Here is a 23425-nt window from a genome sequence, read left to right on the forward strand (position 1 = left end):
TTGCTTATTTTAAACTTGTATCATCATTGCTCAGAGTTTGTTATTCGAAATAAATGAATTGGCGTGTCAATGGCATGTGTCAGCAACAAAATGACATTGACGGGCAGTTGTTGGGATGAGGTGTGATGGGTGTAATCAAGTGTTTGCCGCAAGTGGATGGGGATTTGGGTTGGTATTTGACGGCTGCCAATGTCAAGCAAAGTATTGGACGACCTTTAAAAGGTCAGCAGCGCGCAGACATTGTGGTGTTGGGCGCGGGTTTTACGGGCTTATCAGCAGCGCAGCGTTTGAAGGAATTGTATCCCAATCAAACCATTGCCGTTGTGGAGGCTTTGGATGTGGGGCAAGGCACTTCAGGCCGCAATGCCGGATTCATCATTGATTTGCCTCACAATGTCGATGCTCAAGAAAACACGCCTGAACAAGATGCACACATTCGCCGATTGAATGCGTTTGCCATTGAGCGTTTGCAAAATTGGCGTGAGCAATTTCAAATTGATTGTTTGTGGCACCAAGCTGGCAAATATTTGGTTGCCAAAGAAACCGCCAATTTAGCCGGTTTGGATGCGTTTGAAGCCTCGTTGCAAAAACGTCAAGATGCTTATCAACGCTTCAAGCGGGACGCATTGGCGGCACGTTTGGGAACAGATTATTATCAAGAAGGTATTTTCACACCGGGTAATATTTTGATGAATCCTGCGGCTTTGGTGCGCGGTATTGCTTTGGGTTTGCAAGAACACATCGATTTTTATACCCGTTCTCCCATCATTCATATTGAATATGGCGATGAAATTAAATTGCATACGGTAGGTGGCGTGTTACATGCCAAAAAAATGGTGCAATGTACCAGCTCATTTACCGATGTCAGTGCGTTGACCAAAAATACCATCGCGCCTGTATTCACCTATGGCAGCTTAACCGACCCATTACCAGAACATTTGTGGCAAAAACATTTTCATCATATTCAGCCTTGGGGTGTGACTTCGGCACATCCTGCGGGGACCACGGTTCGATGGACGCCAGACCGCCGTATTTTAGTGCGCAATATTTTGGAATTCAATCCTAGTCAACATTCTAGCGAGCAGCAGCGCCAACAAGCATGGCAACAACATCGTGCCTCGTTTGAAGCGCGTTTCCCATTTTTGAAACAAGTGGATTTTCAATACACTTGGGGCGGCGTGTTGGCGGTGACGATGAATTACCAATCGGTGTTTGCACAGCCGCAAGACAATGTGTATGTGATTTGTGGTTGTAACGGTGTGGGCGTGGCTAAGGGAACGTATTTGGGTTATTACATGGCAGAAATGATGCATGGCAATAACAGCGAGGCTTTGGAGTTTATTCGCCAAACCAGCCAACCAACCAAAGTACCACCTGAGCCATTTCGCAGCTTAGGTGCCAAATGGCGCATCCATAAAGAGCAGCAAACTGCGGGTTTGGATATTTGACGGAGCAGCTGATGGCTCTTACGCATCAGCCACAGCATTGCTGTGTTTTTTAGACTGAAGTAGTGGCGCTGCGGCGCATTGGGAGAGATGTATGTTGGGCTTGAAAACGACGATGACTTTGACTGCGGCTTTTGTCAGCTTGGGTTTGGCTGCTTGTTCACCACAAGCGGCTGCGCCTGCGGCCAAAGAAGCGTCTGGTAGTGCAGTGAGTGTGGATGTTGAGAAAAAAGAAATTGTGATTGGTACGTCTGCGGGCGATTTTGGTGACATGGTGAAAGATTCCATTAAGCCAATTTTGGAAAAGCAAGGCTATCAAGTCAAATTGACCGAATTCAATGATTATGTAACCCCAAATATGGCTTTGGCTGAGGGTGCGGTGGATGTGAACGTATTCCAACACAAACCGTATTTTGACAGTTTTGTGGCCGAACACAAATTGCCTTTGAGCATGGGTTTCCAAGTGCCGACTTCGTCATTGGGCTTGTATGCAGGTAAATTGACCGCGCTAGACCAAGTCAAAGATGGCGTGACTGTTGCTGTGCCGAATGACCCATCGAATTTTGCACGTGCGATTGTGATGTTGAGTGAATTGGGTTGGATTCGTTTGAATGACAATGTCAATGCTTTGCAAGCTTCGAAAGCCGACATTGCTGAAAACATCAAAAAAGTAGAATTCATCGAAATGGAAGCGGCGAATTTGCCCCGCGCGCGCGTTGATGCCGATTATGCCATTATCAATGGCAATTTCGTTTTGAGCAGCGGCATGAAATTGACCGATGCTTTGTACCAAGAGCCAAGCTATGCGTATGTGAACTGGGGCGCATTCCGTACCGCTGACAAAGACAGCAAATGGGCGCAAGATGTCATCGCAGCTTATGAGTCAGATGAGTTCAAAAAATACACGTTTGCAACTTATCCAGGTTACAAATACCCAGTACAGTGGAAAGTCGCGGGTAAATCAGGTGCCAGCGAAGGCTCAGCTGAAGCTTTGCAAGCAGCTTCTGCAACCCATTGATTTGACGTAATGTGATTGTCAATCAAGCGTCCTGTAAATGTTTTACAGGACGCTTGATTTTATACAATGCTTAATGCATTGATGGTGAAATATCCTTTTTAAGCGGCAATCTCTTCCAAACGATGACAGGCAACCAAGCGACCTTGCCATGGACGCAGCTCAGGTTCGCTGTGGCCGCACGTTTCTTGGGCAAAAGGACAACGCAAATGCAAGGCGCAGCCTTGCGGCAAATTCAAAGGGCTGGGCAATTCGCCTGCAAGCTTGATTTGGGCTTGATGACCGTTCAAGCTGGGAGCGGCAGCGAGCAAAGCTTGTGTGTAGGGATGGCAAGGTTTGTCAAAAATGGCTTTTTTGGGGCCGTGTTCCACCGCTTTGCCCAAATACATCACCATCAAATCGTCCGCCACATGGCGCACCACCGATAAATTGTGTGAAATGAACACATAAGCGGTGTGATAAGCGTCCTGTAAATCCATGAACAAGTTCAATACTTGTGCTTGAATTGACACATCTAAAGCGGAAGTGGGCTCATCGGCAACAATGATTTTGGGATTCAACATCATCGCTCGCGCTAAGGCGATGCGCTGGCGTTGGCCGCCTGAAAACATGTGCGGATAGCGCCCTACATGTTCAGGTCGCAAGCCGACTTGTTTCATAATCGCTTCCACTTGGTCTTTTTTTTCTGTTTTGCTCAGCGATGTGTGTATGTCCAAAGGTTCGGTCAATTGAAAACCAATGGTATGGCGCGGATTCAATGAGCCGTATGGGTTTTGAAACACCATTTGAATTTCGGTACGCAGTTTTTTTTGGGCGTTTTTGTTCAAATGGGTGGTGTCTTGACCATTGACATACAAGCTGCCACCAGTGGGTTCTTCAATTAAAGTCAGTTGTCGGGCGAGCGTGGATTTACCACAACCAGATTCGCCCACGATGGCCAAGGTTTTGCCTTGCGCCAATTCAAACGACACGCCATTTAAGGCTTTGACAGTGGCTTTGGATTTGCCAAAGCCTTGTGGAATTTGATAATGGCGGCTCAATTGTTGGGCGCTGAGCACGATGTTTTGTGAATGGGTCATGCTGAAACTCCCGTGATTTGAGAGGTGGAAATGGCGCTGATGTCAGGATAAACGCAGCGCACTTGTCCAAAAGGGCTGTTTTGCAACAACACGGGCTGGTGACACGCCTCATGTACATAAGGGCAGCGCGGTGACAGCAAACAACCTTGTGGGCGGTCATATTGGCTCGGTACGACCCCTGGTAAAGAATGCAAGCGTTTTTGACCAATAGACAATTCAGGAATGGCAGCGAGCAAAGCTTCGGTATAAGGATGGGCAGGGCGTTTGAAAATTTTGGCAACGTGTGAGCGTTCCACCATTTGCCCTGCGTACATCACCGCCACTTCATGGGCATTTTCTGCTACCAAACCTAAATCATGTGTGATTAAAATCATCGCCATATGTCGTTCTTGCTGTAAGCGGCGCAACAAATCCATAATTTGTGCTTGTACCGTTACATCCAGTGCGGTGGTCGGTTCATCGGCAATCAACAATTTGGGCTCACACGCCAAAGCCATCGCAATCATGACCCGTTGGCTCATGCCGCCTGATAATTGATGTGGATAGGCTTTGAGACGATTTTTGGCATCGGGAATTTCCACCAGTTGCAGCAATTCAATACAGCGTTGGTGAGCGGCTGCCCCTTTTAAACCCAAATGGGTTTTTAAAACTTCGCTGATTTGGGTTTCGATGGTGAAGCTTGGGTTCAGGCTGCTCATAGCGTCCTGAAAAATCATCGAGATGTCTTTGCCGATGATTTGACGCTTTTGCTTGGCGCTCATGGCTTGCAAATCCTGGCCATTAAAACGCAAGCTGTTGGCGTGGATATTGGCGCTGCTGGGTAATAAACCCATCAATGCCATCATCGTGACTGATTTGCCAGAACCCGATTCTCCGACTACGGCTAACACATCTTGCGCTTGTAAAGACAAGCTCACTTGATCGACTGCACGAAAAGCCCGTTCGCCTTTGCCAAACACCACGCTCAAATGGTCTATGTGTAATAAAGGTTCTGTCATTATGATACCTCTTTGAGTTTTGGATCTAAGGCATCGCGCAAACCGTCGCCAGTCAAATTAATTGCCAATGCAGAAATGAAAATTGCCACACCTGGAAAAATCGCCAACCACACATTGCTTTGGATGTATTGGCGTGCTGTGCCGAGCATCGCACCCCATTCGGCATCGGGTGGTTGAACGCCAAAGCCTAAGAAACCAATGGCACCAGCTTCCAAAATTGCCGAAGAAAAGACCATGGTCGCTTGTACAATCAGCGGCGCCATACAATTGGGCAAAATGGTGACAAATAACAAACGCATGGTGCCCGCACCCATGACCCGAGAAGCGGTAACATAATCGCGTTGCAATTCCACCATAGCGGTGGCACGGGTCAAACGGATGAATGGCGGCAAACACACCAAGGCAATGGTTAAAATGGTATTGGTCATCGATGGCCCTAAGATGGCGGCGATGATGATGGCCAATAGCAAGCTTGGATAAGACATCAAAATGTCATTGATGAGCATGATGAATTTTCCTAAAAGCTTGGGCCAAAATGCGGCCATCAAACCTAAACTGACGCCTATCAATAAAGACAAAGTGGTGGCACACAAACCAATGAACAAAGAATAGCGTGCGCCGTACAGGACGCGTGACAAGGTATCGCGTCCTGCATCGTCCGTACCCAATAAAAACGTACTGTCGCCACCTTCCATGAAGACAGGTGGCAATTGCTCTTTGCCTTGAAACAATTCATATGGGTTGTGTGGGGCGATGAGCGGGGCGAAAAGTGCGATGATGATGGAAGCAATCAAGACCAATAAGCCAATGACTGCGCCGCGGTTTTTCATAAAAGCACTGACAAATTGTTGCCACTGTTTGGGTGGTGTTAAACTGGCGGCTGTGGCGGGGGTGGTCGTTTGTGACATATAAAAGCCCTTCCTTATTTGGCCGCGTGGCGAATGCGAGGGTTAATCAAGCCGTACAAAATGTCTACCAGCAAGCTGATGAGCATCAAGGCGGTGGCGACTAATAAAATGCCGTTTTGCACCACAGGGTAATCGCGATTGTGAAAGCCATCGAGCAACCAGTTGCCAACGCCCGGCCATGAAAAAATGGTCTCAGTCAAAATTGCGCCTGCCAGTAAAGTCGCCATTTGCAAACCAATGACAGTGACAACGGTAATCAAAGCATTGCGCATCACATGAACGAGCACGATGCGAGTCGGGGACAGACCTTTGGCTTTGGCGGTACGAATGTAGTCTTCACCCAAAACTTCTAAAATAGCAGAGCGGGTCATGCGGGCAATCATGGCTAGTGGGATGGTTGATAAGGCAATGGATGGCAAGATAAAGTGTTTGATGACGTCCCAAAATGCCCCTGGTTGGTCGCTGAAGAAAGAACCCAATAACCATGAGCCATAATAAGGCTCAACATCTAAAAATTGCATTACGCTGATGACGCCAGACACGGGCAACAAGCCCAAGTAGTGCGCAAAAATACCAGTTAAAATTGGACCTAATAAGTAAATAGGCATCGAGTAGCCAGCCAAAGAAGCACTCATCAATGTGTAGTCTAGCCACGAGCCACGTTTGAGTGCAGCGATAATGCCAAATGAAACTCCCAAAACACTGGCAATCAAGATGGCGCAAATGGCCAACTCTAAAGTGGGTACAAAATGAGAGAAAAAGTCATTCAAAACCGGGCTGCGGTCGCGGAAAGAATTGCCAAAGTCACCTTTTAAAATTTTGGTGAGATAGTCAAAATATTGCACCGGCAAGGGTTGATCTAGCCCTAAGCGCTTCATGGCTTGGGCATGTAATTCTGGATCGACCATTCTTTCACCCATTAAAACTTGCACAATGTCTCCTGGCACCATACGAACCAAGGTGAAGGTGGAGAGGGTCAAGCCGATGTAAATCGGAATCAGCAGTAAGATCCGTTTACAAATAAAAGAAAACATATGCACTTCCTTGTGGGAAAACAATCAACAGGTAAAAAAAACCGTACTGCCACGAGTGTGTCAGTACGGTTGTTGTTGCATCATCAGTCGATTTTGACCCCTTCAAAGCGTACAGAACCAAATGGATCAATCTTGAATTCTTTCACATTCGGTGTGGTCATTACCGTCACCACCGAGTGAGCCATCGTCGTCCATGGCAATTCTTGTTTGAATATGACTTGGGCTTGTGAATACAATTCAGTGCGCTTGCTCGTATCGGTGATGCGGCGAGCATCAGTGACCAATTGGTCGAACTGTGGATTACACCATTGGGCATAATTATTGCCGCCAATGGCTTTACAGCTTAACAACGTACCCAGCCAGTTATCAGGGTCACCATTGTCACCAGTCCAACCAACGATGATCGCATCGTGTTCACCTTTGGAAGCGCGTTTCAAATATTCGCCCCATTCATAGCTGACAATATTGGCTTTGATACCGACTTTCGCCCAATCTGCTTGAATCATCTCAGACATCAATTTGGCGTTAGGATTGTATGGACGTTGTACTGGCATTGCCCATAAGTTGATTTGATGGCCTTCTGGTACACCTGCTTCTTTTAACAAAGTTTTGGCTTTTTCAGGATCATAAGGTGCATTTTTCAACGTGTCATTGTAAGACCATTGGGTCGGTGGCATGGGATTGGTCGCAACCGTACCTGCACCTTGATATACGGCATTGATGATGGCATCACGATTGATCGCCATGTCCAAAGCTTGGCGTACTTTCAGGTCGCCCAATTTGTCTTTTTTGACGTTGTAACCGACATAGCCGACGTTAAAGCCTGGTTTGTCTAGTACATTGACTTTGCTAGACTTTTTAGCCGCTTCAATTTCGGCGGTTTTTGGGTAAGCTGATACATTACATTCACCTGCTTGGACTTTTTGCGCCCGTACCGCAGAATCTTTGGTGATGGCAAAGACCAAATTATCGATGTGGATATTGTCTTTGTCCCAATATTCAGGATGTTTCGCGTAGCGAATCATATTGTCTTTTTGATAAGACTTGAACACAAATGGACCTGTGCCAATCGGATGGGTATTGATGTCAGCGGCTTTGCCTTCTTTTTCTAGTTTTTCTGCGTATTCAGCCGAATGCAAATAAGCAAAAGGCATGGCTAGATTCTGGATAAAAGGAGCATCTACTTCTTTTAAAGTGAATTTGACTGTGTGGTCATCGATTTTGTCAATTGCGACAATGTTGTCAGGCAAACCCATATCGGTGGCGTATGGAAACTCTGCAGGATAAGCTTTGTTGAATGCAAAATTAGGATCAGTCAAACGTTTGAAGGTGAATACTACATCGTCTGCATTGAAGTCACGAGAAGGTGTGAAGTAGTCGGTGGTATGAAATTTAACGCCTTTGCGTAAATGGAAAGTATAGGTTTTACCGTCTTCTGAAATATCCCATTTTTCAGCCAAACCTGCCTTGGCTTCGGTGCCACCGCGTTCAAACTGTACCAGACCATTGCGAATCGGGTATGCCGCCGCATCAAAGTCTGTACCAGCAGTATATTGACCAGGGTCAAAACCAGCGGGGCTGCCTTCTGAGCAATACACCAATGTTTTACTGCCGCCAGTGGCAGCAGCTTCTTGCTTGGCAGGCTCGTTACCCTTAGCAGGGGCATCATTGCCACCACCACATGCAGCAAGTAATAAACTTGCGCTGATTACAGACAAAGTACAAAGACGTTTTTTCATTATGACTACTCCGATTCTTTAAAGAGGAACTTCAAATTTACTTGGGGAGTACAACAGAGTTTGTTACGACTTTATGAAATGCTGAATAAATATAGTGACAATAAAATTCAAAATCAAGAAAATTTCTGCAGTGAACGGGTGTTAAATGAATAAATTTGACAATTTTGTATTGATTGAATTGATTTTTTTTGATGGGTAAATAATCTATTTAAAGTAGCAAAATAAGGTCAGATAGTGAATTATCAGGGGCTTTTAGGAGCTTCAAAAGCTGGATTGCGCTACCTATTTTGCTGAGTAGGCAGGGTTTAAGCAGTGTTATTTACAACACAATTTTAGATTTGAATAGGCGAAATAGACAATGGATACTTTATAGAAGTATGTTTTAAAATAAAGCGACTTGTTTAGGATGGATTCATTGTAATGGTACACAGTGACAGCCTTCGCGAGGGTTGATGGTGCTCAAACAGGCACTGTGCGATACAATGTGATGGGTACATAACAGACATTGTGAATTTGCCAATGGATGGTGTGAGAAATTCAAAGCACTGATTGAGCTTTGTCTTCATGAGTTGGATGAATTTTGATGATGGTGAAAATGACAAAAAACTATATTGAACAAGCGCGTACTGTGATTGAAATTGAACAAGCGGCATTGCGACAAATTAGTTCGCAGTTGGACGAAGGTTTTGCAGCAGCCATTGATACCATTTTGAATACTACAGGCCGCTTGATTGTCACTGGTATGGGCAAATCAGGTCACATTGCCCGCAAAATTGCGGCGACTTTGGCATCTACGGGGACGCCTGCTTTTTTTGTGCATCCTGCGGAAGCGGCGCATGGCGATTTGGGTATGGTCATGGAAAAAGATGTGGTTTTGGCCTTGTCGCATTCAGGCGAGAGCGAAGAGGTAATCAATTTGTTGCCAGCTCTAAAGCGCAAAGGGGTGACCTTGATTGCGATGAGCGGCCGTCGTGAATCGACTTTGGGGCAAGCGGCAGACATTTTTTTAAATGCAGCAGTCAGCCAAGAGGCCTGTCCTTTGGGCTTGGCACCTACTTCAAGTACCACGGCATCTTTGGTCTTGGGTGATGCTTTGGCGGTGGTGTTGTTGCAAGCACGCCAATTTACGCCTGATGATTTTGCTTTAAGCCATCCTGCAGGTTCTTTGGGCAAGCGTTTGTTGGTGCGTGTCGGAGATTTGATGCACAAAGACAGTGCTTTACCGCAAGTGGACGTGAGTGCGGATTTGAAAGAAGCCATTTTGGAAATGAGCGCTAAAGGTTTGGGTATGACGGCTGTCGTTGAGGGCAACCAAGCAATCGGTATTTTGACCGATGGTGATTTGCGTCGCATTTTAGAACACAGTGGTCAAATTCATGGCATTTGGGTCAAAGATGTGATGGGCTTACACCCTAAAACCATTGCAATGGGCAAATTGGCAAGCGAAGCTTTGCACGTGATGCAAAGCCAGAGAGTCAATGGTTTGTTGGTGGTCGATGACGAACAACAATTGGTGGGTGTGTTGCACATGCACGATTTATTAAAAGCAGGAATTGTATGAAAAATATCCCTGAATTGGCATTCAATCTTGATGTGCCCGAAGCGGTTTTACAACGAGCCAAAGCGATTAAATTATTGATTTTGGATGTAGACGGTGTCTTGACCAATGGTGAGATTTATATCACAGCGCAAGGCGAAGAAATCAAGGCGTTCAATACTTTGGATGGACATGGTTTGAAAATGCTCCAAAAAACAGGCGTACAGTTGGCAATCATTACAGGACGCGATGCCGCAGGTGTGGGACACCGTGTGCGTGGTTTGGGCATAGACCATTATTTGGCAGGCATTCATGACAAGCGCACAGCTTATTTGAATTTGATTGCCCAATTGGGTTTGAGTCAAGAGCAATGTGCGTATGTGGGTGACGATGTGGTGGATTTGCCGGTGATGGTGCGTTGTGGTTTGCCGATTGCGGTGCCAAGTGCACACAACTGGGTGATTCATTATGCCGATTATGTGACGCAAGCGGCAGCAGGATTGGGCGCTGTGCGTGAGGCGTGCGAGATGATTATGTGGGCACAAGGCAGTTTACAGGACGCTTTGACTGAGTATGTATTATGAATATCTCCAGTCGCATGATGCCATTGGTTTTTCCAATGGTTTTGGCCGTGTTGATGGGTGGTATGACGTTTTGGCTGAATCGTGCCACAGATGTCAACGTTGAAACCACCTTGTTGGATTTGAGTCAGCCACAATATGTGATGAAAGACATCAGTGGTTTGCGTTTTGATGCGCAAGGCTTGCCCGTACAAACTTTGGTTGCCAAAGAAGCATCGATGTATCCCAATAGCAACGATGTTTTATTGCAGCAGCCAGATGGTCAAGTTTGGCAACAAGGGCAGCCATTGTATCGAGTGAGTTCACAAGAGGCGCGTTATGCAGATCAAGAAGAAAAAATCTTTTTCAAGCAAGAAGTGGTGTTGACCAAAACCGCAGTGGATGGTGGCTTAGAGGGAAAAGTGAGCATGCCGACTTTGACTGTAGACATTCCCACGCAAATGGCGCATACCGATGCAGAAGTGCAATATGAATATGGTCAATCGCATGGCAGTGCGGTTGGATTCAATTATGATAAAAAAAACGATGTGTTAAACCTGCAATCTCGTGTGAAAGCAATTATTTATGATGAGCAACCTTAAATTCAAATACAGTGTGGCATTGCTCACTTGTGCCTTGGCTGCACCTGTTTGGGCTTTACAATCGGATCAAAATCAGCCTATCAGCATTGAAGCGGACAATGGCGTGGTCGATCAAGGCAAACAAGTGACGGTGTTCAGTGGCAATGTGGTGGTTAAACAAGGTTCTATTGACATTCGTGCCAGTAAAATTGAAGTATCACGTACCAACGATAGCAATCAAATCATGACAGCTACGGGTTCACCAGTCACATTCAAGCAGCAGTTAGATGGCGGTAAAGGCTGGGTAAATGGGCAGGGTCAAAAAGTAACTTACCAATCTGCCAGCGGTTTGGTCACGCTAAGTGGTGGTGCCAAGGTGCAACGTGGCGGTGATATGGTGCAAGGCAATAACATTACTTATAACACCAAAACTGAGATTTACACTGCAGCAGGTAGCAAGTCTGCTTCAGGTTCAGACCGCCGTGTGACGGTGATTTTACAACCTTCTAGCACACAGAAATAATTGATGATGACGACTAACAGTGTTTTAAAAGTAGCTGGTTTGAAAAAACAATTCAAAAGCCGTCAAGTGGTCAAAGATGTGACTTTGGACATTCAAAGCGGCGAAGTGATTGGTTTATTGGGGCCTAACGGGGCAGGTAAGACGACCAGCTTTTATATGATAGTTGGAATTATCGCCGCAGATGATGGGTCTATTGTATTGGACGGGCAAGAAATGCGCCATTTGCCAATACATGAGCGCGCGCAAAAAGGTGTGGGTTATCTGCCGCAAGAAGCATCGATTTTTCGCAAAATGACGGTGACAGAAAATATCCAAGCCATTTTGGAAATCAATACCCAAGATAAAGCAGAAATCACCAAGCAAACAGAACGTTTGTTGGATGATTTGAACATTGGACACATTAAGGATTCGCCTGCGGTGGCCTTGTCTGGCGGTGAACGCCGTCGCGTGGAAATTGCTCGAGTATTGGCAACCAAACCGCGTTTTATTTTATTGGACGAACCGTTTGCAGGTGTTGACCCGATTGCTGTCATTGATATTCAAAATATCATTTCTTATTTAAAGCAGCGTGGCATTGGTGTGTTGATTACCGACCACAATGTGCGTGAAACCTTGCGTATTTGTGATCGTGCTTACATCATTTCTGAAGGCTCTGTTTTGGCAACGGGCGTGCCAGAAGAACTGGTACAAAACGAGCGTGTGCGAGAAGTGTATTTGGGCGAGCATTTTGACTATTAAGGTCGGTATGGCTCAATGTGTTTGTGATTCATTTGCTTTATTCAATCTGAATTAAATATTATGCAAAACCAACTCAAACTGAAGCAAACACAGCAATTACAACTAAACCCTCAGTTGCAACAAGCGATTAAATTGTTGCAAATGTCGGGTTTGGAATTGGATGAGGCTGTTGAGCAAGCCTTGTTAGAAAATCCTTTATTAGAAAGAATAGATCACAAAGAGCTTGCGCAACCAGAACGTGAGTTTGATGGCGACACTTCGGCCAGTAATGATGCGCATGGTGATTTGGGTGACCAAGTTGGGATTGATGATTATTGGCAAAGTATGCAAATCACTGCGGGCGTGGGCAGCACCGGCATTGCATACGATGGTGAGTTTCAAGACGTTTTTGCGCAAATTGAAGACAATGATGATTTTCGCCAGTTTTTACGCAATCAAGTTTGTGAACACCAATTAAGCCGTGAAGAGGCTTTCAGGGTGCATATATTGATTGAAAATTTGGATGAACATGGTTATTTGTCGAATGGTTTACAAGACATTGTGGAACATTCGCCTTTGGAGTGGTTGTTAGAAGAAGAAGATTTGGCACAGGCATTGACGCACCTCCAAGGCTTTGAACCTGCGGGTGTCGGTGCATTCGATTTGAGTGAGTCTTTGTGGCTGCAATTGCAGCGCTTGCCTGATAACGCTGTCAATCAATTGGCAAAATTGATTGTGCGTCAATATTTCAATGTCTTGGGGCAGCCTAGCAATGTCACCAAACTGAAAAAATACCTGCCTGTTAATATTGCAGAAATACAGGCCGCTGTGATGTTGATTCAAAGTTTGAATCCTTATCCAAGTAGTGGTTATGCTCATTCTGAGCCGACGCAATATGTTTTACCTGATATTCGAGTTTTTAAACAAGGACGCCTGTGGGTGGCACAATTGCAGCGAGAAACTCAGCCGCGTGTGCGTGTGAATGAAGAATATGCATCGGTTGTCGAAGCATGTGGTCATCAAGATTTAAAAAAACAAATGCAAGAAGCCAAACAGTTGATACACAGTTTGGAAATGCGTGCCGATACGGTATTGCGTGTGGCCGATTATGTGGTGGCGCATCAACAGGCTTTTTTCAGCGAGGGTGCCATGGCTTTGAAGCCGATGTTGATTAAGTCGGTGGCAGAATTTTTAGATTTGCATGAGTCCACGATTTCGCGTGCGGTGAATCAAAAGTATCTTAGTTGTCCACAAGGCTTGTTTGAGCTGCGTTGGTTTTTCACACAAACAGCCACCAATGGTGGTGAGGGTGATGAAGATGAAGGCATTAGCAATCGTGTGATTAAAACCATTTTGGAAAAACTCATTGGCGAAGAGGATAAGCGAAAACCACTTTCTGATGAAAAATTAACGCAAAAATTGCTTGAACATGAAATTAAAATTGCTCGGCGTACTGTAACTAAGTACCGAGAAAGTTTGAGGATTCCTTCTGCCAGTGAGCGCAAAATACGCTTGTGAAATGTAATAAAGTGTAGTCGTGATCACAAAGATATTGGCGATTAGAATGAAAACAGTTATGATGAAATTAACGTCACTGGTTAACGGTGGCGTTCCATCGGGGCCTAGCCCAGCAAGAAGGAGAGACTTGTATGAATCTGACTGTAACTGGTTTGAATTTAGATGTGACTGAAGCTTTGCGTGAGTATATCAGTACCAAGTTGGCACGTATCAATCGCCACTCTGATAGCATCATCTCTACAACCGTGACTTTGTGTACTGTGGAAAAATCCAAGCACAAAGTAGAGGCAGACGTGCATTTGGCTGGTAAAGATTTGCATGTGGAAACCATAGAAGATGACATGTATGCTGCCATTGATGTTTTGATGGATAAATTGGATCGGATGGTCTTAAAGTACAAAGAAAAAAGTACTGACCATCGCGCGACACCTAGTGGACGTGAAACAGTCACACAGCAGGATTAAAGTCTGAGCCTTAAGACATAGCCATATCGTTTGATATGGCTTTTTGTTTATTGGCGTCATATACGAAATAAAAATGAGGCATTACTTGCGTTTTAAATTATTTTTAGAGTAAAAAATTAAAATAACTTAACTACAAGGCTATGTATGTCAATTGTTAAACTCATTATTTTGAATATTCCGCTTTATTTTTTACTGGCTTTCATCATTTTCAAAAATATTGATACTTTTATGGATTGTTGGAAACAGACATTTAAAGGTTGATTTATGAAGAAGTTAATCCATTTTCCTTATCTGGCTATGGATCATGGCGTATTGTGATTTGGGTGCTCTTGTGCATCAGTTTGGTATTCAGTGAGTATGCATATTTCAATCGTTAAGCGTCCTGTAAGCATATTATATAAGGCAGGGTAACTTTAAGCGTGCGTCTTGGGTTTTGATGGCATCTCTTTTATAATGAGCGCTTTCGCGCGAGGAGTGCTGCAGGGAATACCTCAGGCTCGCCATACAACGGCACTCATCACAACCACTCTTGGAAAGGACACCAACGTGTCAGATTACAAAATTGCTGATATCAGCCTCGCCGCTTGGGGGCGTAAAGAATTGAATATTGCCGAAACCGAAATGCCAGGCTTGATGGCTTTGCGCAAAAAATACGGTGAAGAAAAACCTTTGAAAGGCGCGCGCATTGCTGGTTCTTTGCACATGACCATTCAAACAGCTGCGTTGATGGAAACTTTGGTGGCTTTGGGCGCGGAATTGCGTTGGGCTTCTTGCAATATTTTCTCAACCCAAGACCACGCAGCTGCTGCAATGGCTGAAGCGGGCATCCCTGTGTTCGCTTACAAAGGCGAAACTTTGGCGGATTACTGGGAATATGCCCACGAAATTTTCAACTGGGCTGAAGGCTCAGAAGCCAACATGATTTTGGATGATGGTGGCGATGCGACTTTGTTGTTGATTTTAGGCAGCAAAGCCGAAAAAGACATTTCGGTATTGGACAATCCAGGTAATGAAGAAGAAACTGTGTTGTTTGCGTCTATCAAAGCACGTTTGCAGCAAGATGCCAACTGGTATTCTACACGCTTGCAACACATTCAAGGCGTGACCGAAGAAACCACCACAGGCGTACACCGTTTGTACCAAATGCAAGAAAGTGGCGAATTGCCATTCCCTGCTATCAACGTGAACGACTCTGTGACCAAGTCTAAATTTGACAATTTGTATGGTTGTCGTGAAAGTTTGGTAGACGGTATCAAACGCGCAACCGATGTGATGATTGCAGGTAAAATTGCCATCGTTGCAGGTTATGGCGATGTGGGTAAAGGTTGTGCGCAAAGCTTGCGTGGTTTGGGTGCGACCGTTTGGGTGACTGAAATTGACCCAATTTGCGCGTTACAGGCCGCTATGGAAGGCTACCGCGTGGTACGCATGAATGATGTGGCAGATCAAGCCGACATCTTTGTGACTACCACAGGCAATGTGAATGTGATTACTCACGAACACATGAAAGCCATGCGCGACCAAGCGATTGTGTGCAATATCGGTCACTTTGACAGCGAAATTGAAGTGGCAAGCTTGCGTTCTTACGAATGGGACAACATCAAGCCACAAGTGGATCACATTGAATTCCCTGATGGCAAACGCATCATCTTGTTGGCTGAAGGCCGCTTGGTAAATTTGGGTTGCGCGACAGGTCACCCATCGTTTGTCATGAGCAACAGTTTCACCAACCAAGTTTTGGGTCAAATCGAATTGTTTGCTCGTGGCGAACAATATCAAAACGAAGTGTATGTGTTGCCGAAACATTTGGATGAAATGGTGGCACGTTTGCATTTGGAACGTATTGGTGCCAAATTGACTGAGTTGACTGATGAGCAAGCGGCTTACATCAATGTGCCAAAAGAAGGTCCTTACAAACCACATCATTACCGTTATTAATATTTAATTGAAATAACATCACAGCGCATCTTTGAAGGTGCGCTTTTTTTGTGCAGCAGATTTGCATGCGAGAGGTTGTCAGCTTTTGTTGAACAAGGTAGAGTAAAAACCAGCATGACAGGCAATGTTTTTCAATCATGATCTCATATTAAAAACACAAACAAAGGCGAAACCATGCAGTTGAATCAAATTATCCGTCCCGATGTCTTAGCCATGACCGCATACAAAGTAGTCGAGTGTCCTGAAGATTGCTTGAAACTGGATGCCATGGAAAGTCCTTATGAATATTCAGACGAAATGCGCGCTGAATTGGCCAAGCAACTGGCTCACACACCCATCCACTTGTATCCCACTCCCAAAGCCCAAGGTTTACCGCAGATGTTGCGTGAACGAGTGGGTATTGTAGAACAAGCTGACATTGTTTTAGGTGCAGGCTCTGATGAACTGATTCGATTATTGACCATGTTGACAGGTCAACCAGGCAGTACGATGTTGACCTTAGAGCCCTCGTTTGTCATGTACCGCGTTAACGCGGAATTTTTTGGCATGAAATATGTGGGTGTGCCGCTTAATGAGGATTTCAGTTTGAATTTGACTGCGGTGTTAGAGGCCATTACCACACATCAGCCGCAATTGATTTTTATTGCTTATCCAAACAATCCAACTGGCGTACCATTTGCCAAAACCGATGTGGAGCAAATCATTGCTGCAGCCCCTGGTCTGGTGGTGATTGATGAGGCATATGGTGCGTTTTCTTCACACACATTTTTGCCTGAAGCGGGTTTGAGTGAAAAATTGGTGGTGCTCAGAACTTTGAGCAAAATTGGCTTTGCTGGCTTGCGTGTGGGCTATGCGGTGGGGCATCCGCAGGTGATGCATGAGCTTAGAAAAGTGACGCCGCCTTACAATATGAATCAATTAAGTCTCACAGCGGCCAAATTTGCTTTACAATACCCGCAGTTTATTGATGAACACATTAATAAACAAAAATCGGAACGCGAACGCATGCGTACCATGCTCAAAACATGGTCACAAGTGCAAGTCTTCCCTTCGGAAGCCAATTTCATCACCATGCGCGTGCCCGATGCCCAAGCTTTGTGGCAGGCGATGCTTGATCACAATATTTTGATTAAAAATTTGCATGGCGTGCATCCTTTGCTTGAGCAATGCGTGCGCATTACTGTTAGTAAACCAGAACAAAATCAATTGGTCTTAGGCGTCATGCAACAACTGTATGGAACACAATCTTAATTATGCGTACCGCTACCGTTAGCCGCAACACATCAGAAACGCAAATCAGTGTCAGCATCAATTTGGATGGCAAAGGCATAGGCAAATTTGACACAGGCGTACCGTTTTTGGAACACATGTTGGACCAAATTTGCCGCCATGGCATGATTGATATGGACATCACGTGCAAAGGCGATTTGCACATTGATGACCACCACACTGTGGAAGACATCGGCATTACTTTGGGTCAGGCTTTGAAACAAGCCATTGGCGACAAAGTGGGCATTCGCCGTTATGGACACAGCTATGTGCCTTTGGACGAGGCTTTGAGCCGTGTGGTGTTAGACCTTTCAGGTCGTCCAGGTTTGACTTACAACGTTGAATACACGCGTGCGGTGATTGGTCGATTTGATGTGGATTTGTTCAGTGAATTTTTCCATGGTTTGATCAACCATTCGATGATGACGGTTCACATTGACAACTTGCGTGGCATCAATGCCCATCACCAAGCCGAAACCATTTTCAAAGCTTTCGGCCGTGCTTTGCGTATGGCGGTAGAATGGGATGAGCGCATGGCAGGATTGACGCCGTCAACCAAAGGCACGTTGACTGCCTGATTCAAGCATCAAAGCGTCCTGTAAACTTACAGGACGCTTTGTTTTCATTGTTGTATGAGGATTTGAAATCATGAAAATTGCCATCGTAGATTATGGCATGGGCAATTTGCATTCGGTGCTAAAGTCTGCCCAAGCTGCGCAAGTGCGTGCGAATGTGAATACTGACATCCAATTGACCAGCAATCCTGATGTGGTCTATCAAGCGGACAAAGTCATTTTCCCAGGTCAAGGGGCGATGCCTGATTGTATGGCGGCTTTGCAAAAAAGCGGCTTGGGTGAGGCGATTGCCGACGGCTTTAAGAACAAGCCATTTTTTGGCATTTGTGTCGGTGCACAATTGTTGTTTGATGTGAGCGAAGAAGGCAATACGCAAGGCTTAGGTTGGTTCCAAGGCAGCGTCAAACGTTTTGCTCATGGCTTACAGGACGCTCAAGGCAATAAATTGAAAGTGCCGCACATGGGTTGGAATCAAGTGCATCAAACCCAAAACCATCCTTTGTTCCAAAATGTGGCGCAAGACGCGCGCTTTTACTTTGTGCACAGCTACCATTTTGCGCCGACAGATGCGAGCATTGTATTAGGCCAAAGTGATTATCCTGAAACATTTGCTTGCGCGGTGGGTCGTGATAATGTTTTTGCCACGCAATTTCATGCTGAAAAAAGCCATGATGCAGGTTTACAATTGTTTCAAAACTTTTTGTTGTGGAATGGTCAAGCGTAAAAATGGATGGTATCGGTTTTTAGGTGTGTATGGTTTGAAAATATGAAACCGATAAATGCGGTGAAAACCTGCTATAAAACCTCTATTTTCAAGCCATATAAGGCACAACAAGCCATCAAAAAGTTGTAGAATTATTGGTCTGTTTGCCAAGATACATATTGGCATTGGATTTCTCGTAGCGGTATGAGGTTTTCATGGCCTATTACCAATCTATTAATTGCAATATTTGAGTACGATTATGTTATTGATTCCTGCCATCGATTTGAAAAACGGTCAATGTGTGCGTTTGCGCCAAGGCTTGATGGAAGAGGCAACTGTCTTTTCTGACAAACCTGTGGACATGGCCATGCATTGGGTAAAGCAAGGTGCACGTCGTTTGCATTTGGTTGATTTGGACGGTGCGTTTGTGGGCAAACCGCAAAATTTGGGTGCGATTAAGGCCATTTTAGATGAAGTGTCTAAAGACGTTCCTGTGCAATTGGGCGGCGGCATTCGTGATTTGGATACCATCGAGAAATATTTAGATTTGGGTTTGTCATATGTCATCATTGGCACGGCTGCGATTAAAAATCCGCAGTTTTTGCGTGATGCGTGTGATGCTTTTCCGAATCAAATCATCGTGGGTTTAGATGCCAAAGATGGTTTGGTCGCAACCGATGGTTGGGCAAAAGTCACCAAATACCATGTGACCGAAGTCGGTCAACGTTTTGCTGATTATGGCGTACACAGCATTATTTATACGGATATTGGTCGCGATGGCATGATGTCAGGCGTCAATATTGAGGCGACTGTAAAATTGGCAGAAGCTGTGTCTGTGCCTGTTATCGCTTCAGGTGGCTTGACCAACTTGGATGATATTCGTGCGTTGTGTGCGGTACAAAGCAGTGGCGTAGAAGGTGCGGTGACAGGTCGTGCGATTTACGAAGGTTCCATTGATTTCAAGCAAGCGCAAGACTTAGCGGATGAGTTAGCTGAGGTTTAATGTTTCGAGTAGTAAGCACCGTGTTGTTACACGGTTTGGTATTTTTAGGGTTGTGGTGGCAACAGTCACAAGACACCGTCGCACAACCCGATGATTTTTCCTCAGGTTTGGATTATTGGCAGCAAAGCATGAGTCCGATGATGTGGGCGTTGTTGGCGTTAATGTTGTTGACACCAGCATTGACTTTGTTGACATGCAAACGCCACAGTATCCGAGGTTGGGGATTGTTGGTCATTAATTGGTTGTTTGTGCCTGCCATTGCTTATGTATTTTATACTTATGAGCAATATATGTATTACCAGACTTGGTTGGTTTTCAGTGTGGTGATGTTGGGCATTGCGCTTTTGAATGGTTTGAGTGCGCGCTTAGCGCGAGTGCCGCAACAAGTCGGCAAGAACAAGAAATGAGAGTTGCATGTTAGCAAAACGCATCATCCCATGTTTGGATGTGGACAATGGTCGTGTGGTCAAAGGGGTTAATTTCCTGTCTTTGCGTGACGCAGGCGACCCTGTGGAAGTGGCCAAACGCTATAACGATGAAGGCGCGGATGAAATCACTTTTTTGGATATTACCGCCAGTTCCGACAACCGTGACACGATTTTGCATGTGATTGAAAAAGTGGCGAGCCAAGTGTTCATTCCGTTGACGGTGGGCGGTGGTGTGCGCGCGGTGGCAGACATACGCCGTTTGCTCAATGCCGGCGCGGACAAAGCCAGTATCAACACAGCGGCCATTACCAATCCTGATTTGGTGAGTGACGCCAGCAGTTTTTTTGGTTCGCAAGCAATTGTTGTGGCGATTGATGCCAAAGCGGTCAATCCTGAAAATACCCGTTGGGAAGTGTTCACCCATGGTGGCCGCAAGCAAACAGGTATTGATGCGGTAGAATGGGCGTGCCAAATGCAAGCGCGTGGTGCGGGCGAAATTTTGCTCACCAGCATGGACCGTGATGGCACCAAAATTGGTTTTAACTTGCCTTTGACCCGCGCTATCAGCGAAGCGGTGGACATTCCTGTGATTGCTTCAGGCGGTGTGGGCAATGTGCAGCACTTGATTGATGGTGTTAAAGAAGGCAAAGCCGATGCGGTTTTGGCTGCGAGCATTTTCCATTTTGGCGAAGTGAGCATACGCGAAGCGAAATTGGCGATGCAGCAAGCTGGCATTGAAGTGCGTTTGTAAATGGTCGGTCAATTGAATCGATGAATTTTTACAGGACGCTTTAGCGTCCTGAATATTGTGGACATTATGGATACAAATCAAAACAAAGCTTTGTTAGATGCCGTTAAATGGGATGCCAATGGTTTGGTCTGTGCCATTGCGCAAGACTATCAAACTTCACGCGTGTTGATGGTCGCGTGGATGAATGCCGAGGCTTTAACGCAAACGGCACAAACGGGTTTTGCGCATTACTACAGCCGTTCACGCCAAAAACAGTGGATGAAAGGCGAAGAGTCGGGTCACGTGCAAAAAGTGCATCAATTGCGTTTGGATTGTGATGGTGATGCGATTGTGATGCAAATTGAGCAACAAGGCGGTATTGCTTGTCATACTGGTCGTGAAAGTTGTTTTTATCAAGTGTGGGAAAACGGTGCATGGCAGACAGTTGATCCCATTTTGAAACACGAACAAGACATTTACGGTCAAAAATAAAGGGTGGAAAAATGAACGAAGCATTGTTAAAAGAATTGTCTGATGTGATTGAAGTGCGCAAACAAGCGGCACCACAATCGTCTTATGTGTCGCAATTGATGCATAAAGGCGAAGATGCCATTTTGAAAAAAGTCATTGAAGAAGCCGGTGAAGTGTTGATGGCGTCTAAAGATGGTGAGAAATTGCATTTGGTCAAAGAAGTGGCGGATGTGTGGTTTCACACTTTGGTATTGTTGTCTTACCATGGTTTGCGTGCGGACGATGTGTTGATGGAATTGCAACGCCGTCAAAACATTTCAGGCATTGACGAAAAAGCCTCGCGCACACAATAAGCCCGAGAAAGTGTTATTTCACGGAACTTCGTCCTCATAAACACAGCCGATGAATTTTTTGTGAAAGAGTCATGCATATGTCAGAAACAAGCAGACAAGAAACCGACAGTTTTGGTGCCATTGCGGTGGCACAAGATTGTTATTGGGGCGCGCAAACCGAGCGTTCGCGCCACAATTTTAAAATTGGTACGGAAACCCAGCCGTTGCCGTTGATTTACGCCTTAGCGTATGTCAAGCAAGCAGCAGCCATGGCGCATTTGACAGCAGGTGAATTGTCGCCTCAAATTGCCGATGCCATTATCCAAGCGGCGCAAGAAGTGGTTACAGGACGCTTGGATGCGCATTTTCCGTTGGTGGTGTGGCAAACAGGTTCTGGCACGCAAACCAATATGAATGTCAACGAAGTCATTTCCAATCGTGCCATTGAGTTGCTCGGTGGTGTTTTAGGCAGCAAAAAACCAGTGCATCCCAATGACCATGTCAATATGGGGCAATCGTCTAACGACTCATTTCCAACGGCGATGCACATTGCTACTGTGTTAGAAACGCAGCAGCGTTTGTTACCTGCTTTACAGCGTTTACAGGACGCTTTGAAAGCCAAAGAAGCTGCTTTTGCGCACATCATCAAAATCGGACGCACACACACGCAAGACGCGACGCCTTTGACTTTGGGGCAAGAGTTTTCAGGTTACGTGGCGGCGATAGAATATGGTACACAGCGCATTGTGCAAGCCTTGCAAGATGTGTATTGCTTGGCGCAAGGCGGTACGGCAGTGGGAACGGGTTTGAACACTCGCATCGGTTTTGATGTTGCGTTTGCGCAAAATGTGGCTGATTTGACGGGTCAACCTTTCAAAACCGCTGCCAATAAATTTGAAGCCTTGGCGTCGCACGGTGCTTTGAATCATTTTCATGGCAGCTTGAATGCGTTGGCGGCAGATTTGTTGAAAATTGCCAATGACATTCGCTTTTTGGGTTCGGGTCCTCGTTCGGGTTTGGGCGAATTGAGTTTGCCTGAAAATGAACCTGGTTCGTCTATTATGCCGGGCAAAGTCAATCCAACTCAGTGCGAAGCGTTGACGATGGTTGCCGCTCAAGTGATGGGCAATCACACGACCATCAGCATTGCAGCGAGCCAAGGTCATTTTGAATTGAATGTTTACAAGCCTGTGATTGCTTACAATGTGTTGCAATCGATTCGCTTGCTTGCCGATGCGATGGTGTCTTTTGCAGAGCATTGTGTTGAAGGCATCGTCGCCAATGTAGCGCAGATTGAAACGTTGATGGCGAATTCTTTGATGTTGGTGACCGCATTGGCGCCGCACATTGGTTACGATGCAGCGGCAAAAATTGCCAAATCGGCTCATAAAAATGGAACGACTTTAAAACAAGAAGCTTTGCTCAGTGGTTTGGTGGATGAAGCCCAATATGCCGCATGGGTGCGTCCTGAAAACATGATTGCACCGCAATAAGTTTGTGCGGATAAGTTTGGATAATGGGACATGATTGGCAGTATAATGTCCCATGTTTTTTTGTATGATAAGCGTCCTGTAAAATATGGGCATGAGATGTATAGATTGAAATGCTGTGTGGGTGTTTGAGTCTAAAATTTGGATTTTAAAAAGGAAATGTCATGGGTAGCTGGTCAATTTGGCATTGGCTTGTGGTTTTGGTGGTGGTGGTGGTGGTATTTGGCACCAAAAAATTGCGCGGCGCAGGTCGAGACATTGGCGGTGCGGTGCATGACTTTAAAAAAGGCATGAATGAAGGCAATGAAGCGGCCAAAACCGATGCACTTGAAGCCAAAACCACTGAGCAAGACAAAAAAGACAGTTGA

24 protein-coding genes and 1 pseudogene are annotated in these 23425 nt (G+C 45.5%); 20 read left to right on the forward strand and 5 right to left on the reverse strand.

The window, feature by feature from the left end; all coding sequences use genetic code 11:
* Nucleotides 1–125 precede the first annotated feature (125 nt).
* Together H150_RS0102845 and H150_RS0102850 are read left to right on the forward strand one after the other, a co-directional pair.
* On the forward strand, nucleotides 126–1448 hold the full coding sequence (locus H150_RS0102845) for an NAD(P)/FAD-dependent oxidoreductase (protein WP_019957535.1): 1323 nt from the start codon (nucleotides 126–128) through the stop codon (nucleotides 1446–1448).
* Between the two features lie 91 nt (nucleotides 1449–1539).
* On the forward strand, nucleotides 1540–2463 hold the full coding sequence (locus tag H150_RS0102850; RefSeq protein WP_019957536.1) for a MetQ/NlpA family ABC transporter substrate-binding protein: 924 nt from the start codon (nucleotides 1540–1542) through the stop codon (nucleotides 2461–2463).
* A gap of 98 nt (nucleotides 2464–2561) precedes the next feature.
* On the opposite strand, the gene H150_RS0102855 is transcribed toward H150_RS0102850, so the two are convergent.
* The 5 genes from H150_RS0102855 to H150_RS0102875 form a co-directional block, all read right to left on the reverse strand.
* Nucleotides 2562–3539 carry a dipeptide ABC transporter ATP-binding protein gene (locus tag H150_RS0102855; protein WP_019957537.1) on the reverse strand — a complete coding sequence of 326 codons (978 nt, stop codon included), beginning with the start codon at nucleotides 3537–3539 and terminating at the stop codon, nucleotides 2562–2564.
* On the reverse strand, nucleotides 3536–4537 hold the full coding sequence (locus H150_RS0102860; RefSeq protein ID WP_019957538.1) for an ABC transporter ATP-binding protein: 1002 nt from the start codon (nucleotides 4535–4537) through the stop codon (nucleotides 3536–3538). The genes H150_RS0102855 and H150_RS0102860 overlap by 4 nt, the downstream gene beginning before the upstream one ends.
* Nucleotides 4537–5445, reverse strand: a complete 909-nt coding sequence (locus H150_RS0102865) for an ABC transporter permease subunit (protein WP_019957539.1) — start codon at nucleotides 5443–5445, stop codon at nucleotides 4537–4539. The genes H150_RS0102860 and H150_RS0102865 overlap by 1 nt, the downstream gene beginning before the upstream one ends.
* Before the next feature lie 14 nt (nucleotides 5446–5459).
* Nucleotides 5460–6479, reverse strand: coding sequence for an ABC transporter permease (locus H150_RS0102870; protein ID WP_019957540.1), 1020 nt, complete (start codon nucleotides 6477–6479; stop codon nucleotides 5460–5462).
* Between the two features lie 83 nt (nucleotides 6480–6562).
* Complete coding sequence (locus tag H150_RS0102875; protein WP_019957541.1) at nucleotides 6563–8218, reverse strand: ABC transporter substrate-binding protein; 1656 nt, start codon at nucleotides 8216–8218, stop codon at nucleotides 6563–6565.
* A gap of 583 nt (nucleotides 8219–8801) precedes the next feature.
* Between H150_RS0102875 and H150_RS0102880 the strand changes: the two genes are divergently transcribed.
* The 18 genes and pseudogenes from H150_RS0102880 (at nucleotide 8802) to tatA (ending at nucleotide 23425) form a co-directional block, all read left to right on the forward strand.
* Nucleotides 8802–9779: a KpsF/GutQ family sugar-phosphate isomerase gene (locus H150_RS0102880; protein WP_019957542.1), complete on the forward strand. Its 978-nt coding sequence runs from the start codon at nucleotides 8802–8804 to the stop codon at nucleotides 9777–9779.
* Nucleotides 9776–10339 carry a KdsC family phosphatase gene (locus tag H150_RS0102885; RefSeq protein WP_019957543.1) on the forward strand — a complete coding sequence of 188 codons (564 nt, stop codon included), beginning with the start codon at nucleotides 9776–9778 and terminating at the stop codon, nucleotides 10337–10339. The genes H150_RS0102880 and H150_RS0102885 overlap by 4 nt, the downstream gene beginning before the upstream one ends.
* The gene (gene lptC, locus H150_RS0102890; RefSeq protein WP_019957544.1) at nucleotides 10336–10917 is read left to right on the forward strand and encodes an LPS export ABC transporter periplasmic protein LptC; all 582 of its coding nucleotides are present in this window, start codon (nucleotides 10336–10338) and stop codon (nucleotides 10915–10917) included. Before H150_RS0102885 ends, lptC begins: the two co-directional genes overlap by 4 nt.
* Nucleotides 10901–11419 carry a lipopolysaccharide transport periplasmic protein LptA gene (gene lptA / locus H150_RS0102895; protein WP_019957545.1) on the forward strand — a complete coding sequence of 173 codons (519 nt, stop codon included), beginning with the start codon at nucleotides 10901–10903 and terminating at the stop codon, nucleotides 11417–11419. The genes lptC and lptA overlap by 17 nt, the downstream gene beginning before the upstream one ends.
* A 6-nt stretch (nucleotides 11420–11425) precedes the next feature.
* Nucleotides 11426–12157: an LPS export ABC transporter ATP-binding protein gene (lptB, locus tag H150_RS0102900; protein ID WP_169708862.1), complete on the forward strand. Its 732-nt coding sequence runs from the start codon at nucleotides 11426–11428 to the stop codon at nucleotides 12155–12157.
* A gap of 60 nt (nucleotides 12158–12217) precedes the next feature.
* Complete coding sequence (gene rpoN / locus H150_RS0102905; protein WP_019957547.1) at nucleotides 12218–13654, forward strand: RNA polymerase factor sigma-54; 1437 nt, start codon at nucleotides 12218–12220, stop codon at nucleotides 13652–13654.
* Nucleotides 13655–13785: 131 nt separating this feature from the next.
* On the forward strand, nucleotides 13786–14118 hold the full coding sequence (gene hpf / locus H150_RS0102910; protein WP_019957548.1) for a ribosome hibernation-promoting factor, HPF/YfiA family: 333 nt from the start codon (nucleotides 13786–13788) through the stop codon (nucleotides 14116–14118).
* Nucleotides 14119–14664: 546 nt separating this feature from the next.
* Nucleotides 14665–16056, forward strand: a complete 1392-nt coding sequence (gene ahcY / locus H150_RS0102915) for an adenosylhomocysteinase (RefSeq protein ID WP_019957549.1) — start codon at nucleotides 14665–14667, stop codon at nucleotides 16054–16056.
* Between the two features lie 174 nt (nucleotides 16057–16230).
* Nucleotides 16231–17307, forward strand: coding sequence for a histidinol-phosphate transaminase (gene hisC, locus H150_RS0102920; protein WP_019957550.1), 1077 nt, complete (start codon nucleotides 16231–16233; stop codon nucleotides 17305–17307).
* Between the two features lie 5 nt (nucleotides 17308–17312).
* Nucleotides 17313–17903, forward strand: a pseudogene (gene hisB, locus H150_RS0102925) (imidazoleglycerol-phosphate dehydratase HisB); the annotation flags it as partial.
* Between the two features lie 70 nt (nucleotides 17904–17973).
* A complete protein-coding gene (hisH, locus tag H150_RS0102930; protein ID WP_019957552.1) occupies nucleotides 17974–18624 on the forward strand; it encodes an imidazole glycerol phosphate synthase subunit HisH in 651 nt (216 codons plus the stop codon).
* 238 nt (nucleotides 18625–18862) lie between these two features.
* The gene (gene hisA / locus H150_RS0102935) at nucleotides 18863–19606 is read left to right on the forward strand and encodes a 1-(5-phosphoribosyl)-5-[(5-phosphoribosylamino)methylideneamino]imidazole-4-carboxamide isomerase (protein ID WP_019957553.1); all 744 of its coding nucleotides are present in this window, start codon (nucleotides 18863–18865) and stop codon (nucleotides 19604–19606) included.
* Complete coding sequence (locus H150_RS0102940; RefSeq protein WP_019957554.1) at nucleotides 19606–20013, forward strand: hypothetical protein; 408 nt, start codon at nucleotides 19606–19608, stop codon at nucleotides 20011–20013. The genes hisA and H150_RS0102940 overlap by 1 nt, the downstream gene beginning before the upstream one ends.
* 7 nt (nucleotides 20014–20020) lie before the next feature.
* Nucleotides 20021–20785 carry an imidazole glycerol phosphate synthase subunit HisF gene (gene hisF, locus H150_RS0102945; RefSeq protein WP_019957555.1) on the forward strand — a complete coding sequence of 255 codons (765 nt, stop codon included), beginning with the start codon at nucleotides 20021–20023 and terminating at the stop codon, nucleotides 20783–20785.
* Nucleotides 20786–20851: 66 nt separating this feature from the next.
* Nucleotides 20852–21256 carry a phosphoribosyl-AMP cyclohydrolase gene (gene hisI / locus H150_RS0102950; protein ID WP_019957556.1) on the forward strand — a complete coding sequence of 135 codons (405 nt, stop codon included), beginning with the start codon at nucleotides 20852–20854 and terminating at the stop codon, nucleotides 21254–21256.
* 11 nt (nucleotides 21257–21267) lie between these two features.
* Entirely contained in the window at nucleotides 21268–21588 is a 321-nt protein-coding gene (locus H150_RS0102955) for a phosphoribosyl-ATP diphosphatase (RefSeq protein WP_019957557.1), read from the forward strand.
* 77 nt (nucleotides 21589–21665) lie between these two features.
* A complete protein-coding gene (gene fumC, locus H150_RS0102960; protein ID WP_019957558.1) occupies nucleotides 21666–23060 on the forward strand; it encodes a class II fumarate hydratase in 1395 nt (464 codons plus the stop codon).
* Between the two features lie 161 nt (nucleotides 23061–23221).
* On the forward strand, nucleotides 23222–23425 hold the full coding sequence (tatA, locus tag H150_RS0102965) for a Sec-independent protein translocase subunit TatA (protein WP_019957559.1): 204 nt from the start codon (nucleotides 23222–23224) through the stop codon (nucleotides 23423–23425).

The sequence above is a fragment of the Vitreoscilla stercoraria DSM 513 genome (genome assembly GCF_000382305.1).
Classification (GTDB): domain Bacteria; phylum Pseudomonadota; class Gammaproteobacteria; order Burkholderiales; family Neisseriaceae; genus Vitreoscilla; species Vitreoscilla stercoraria.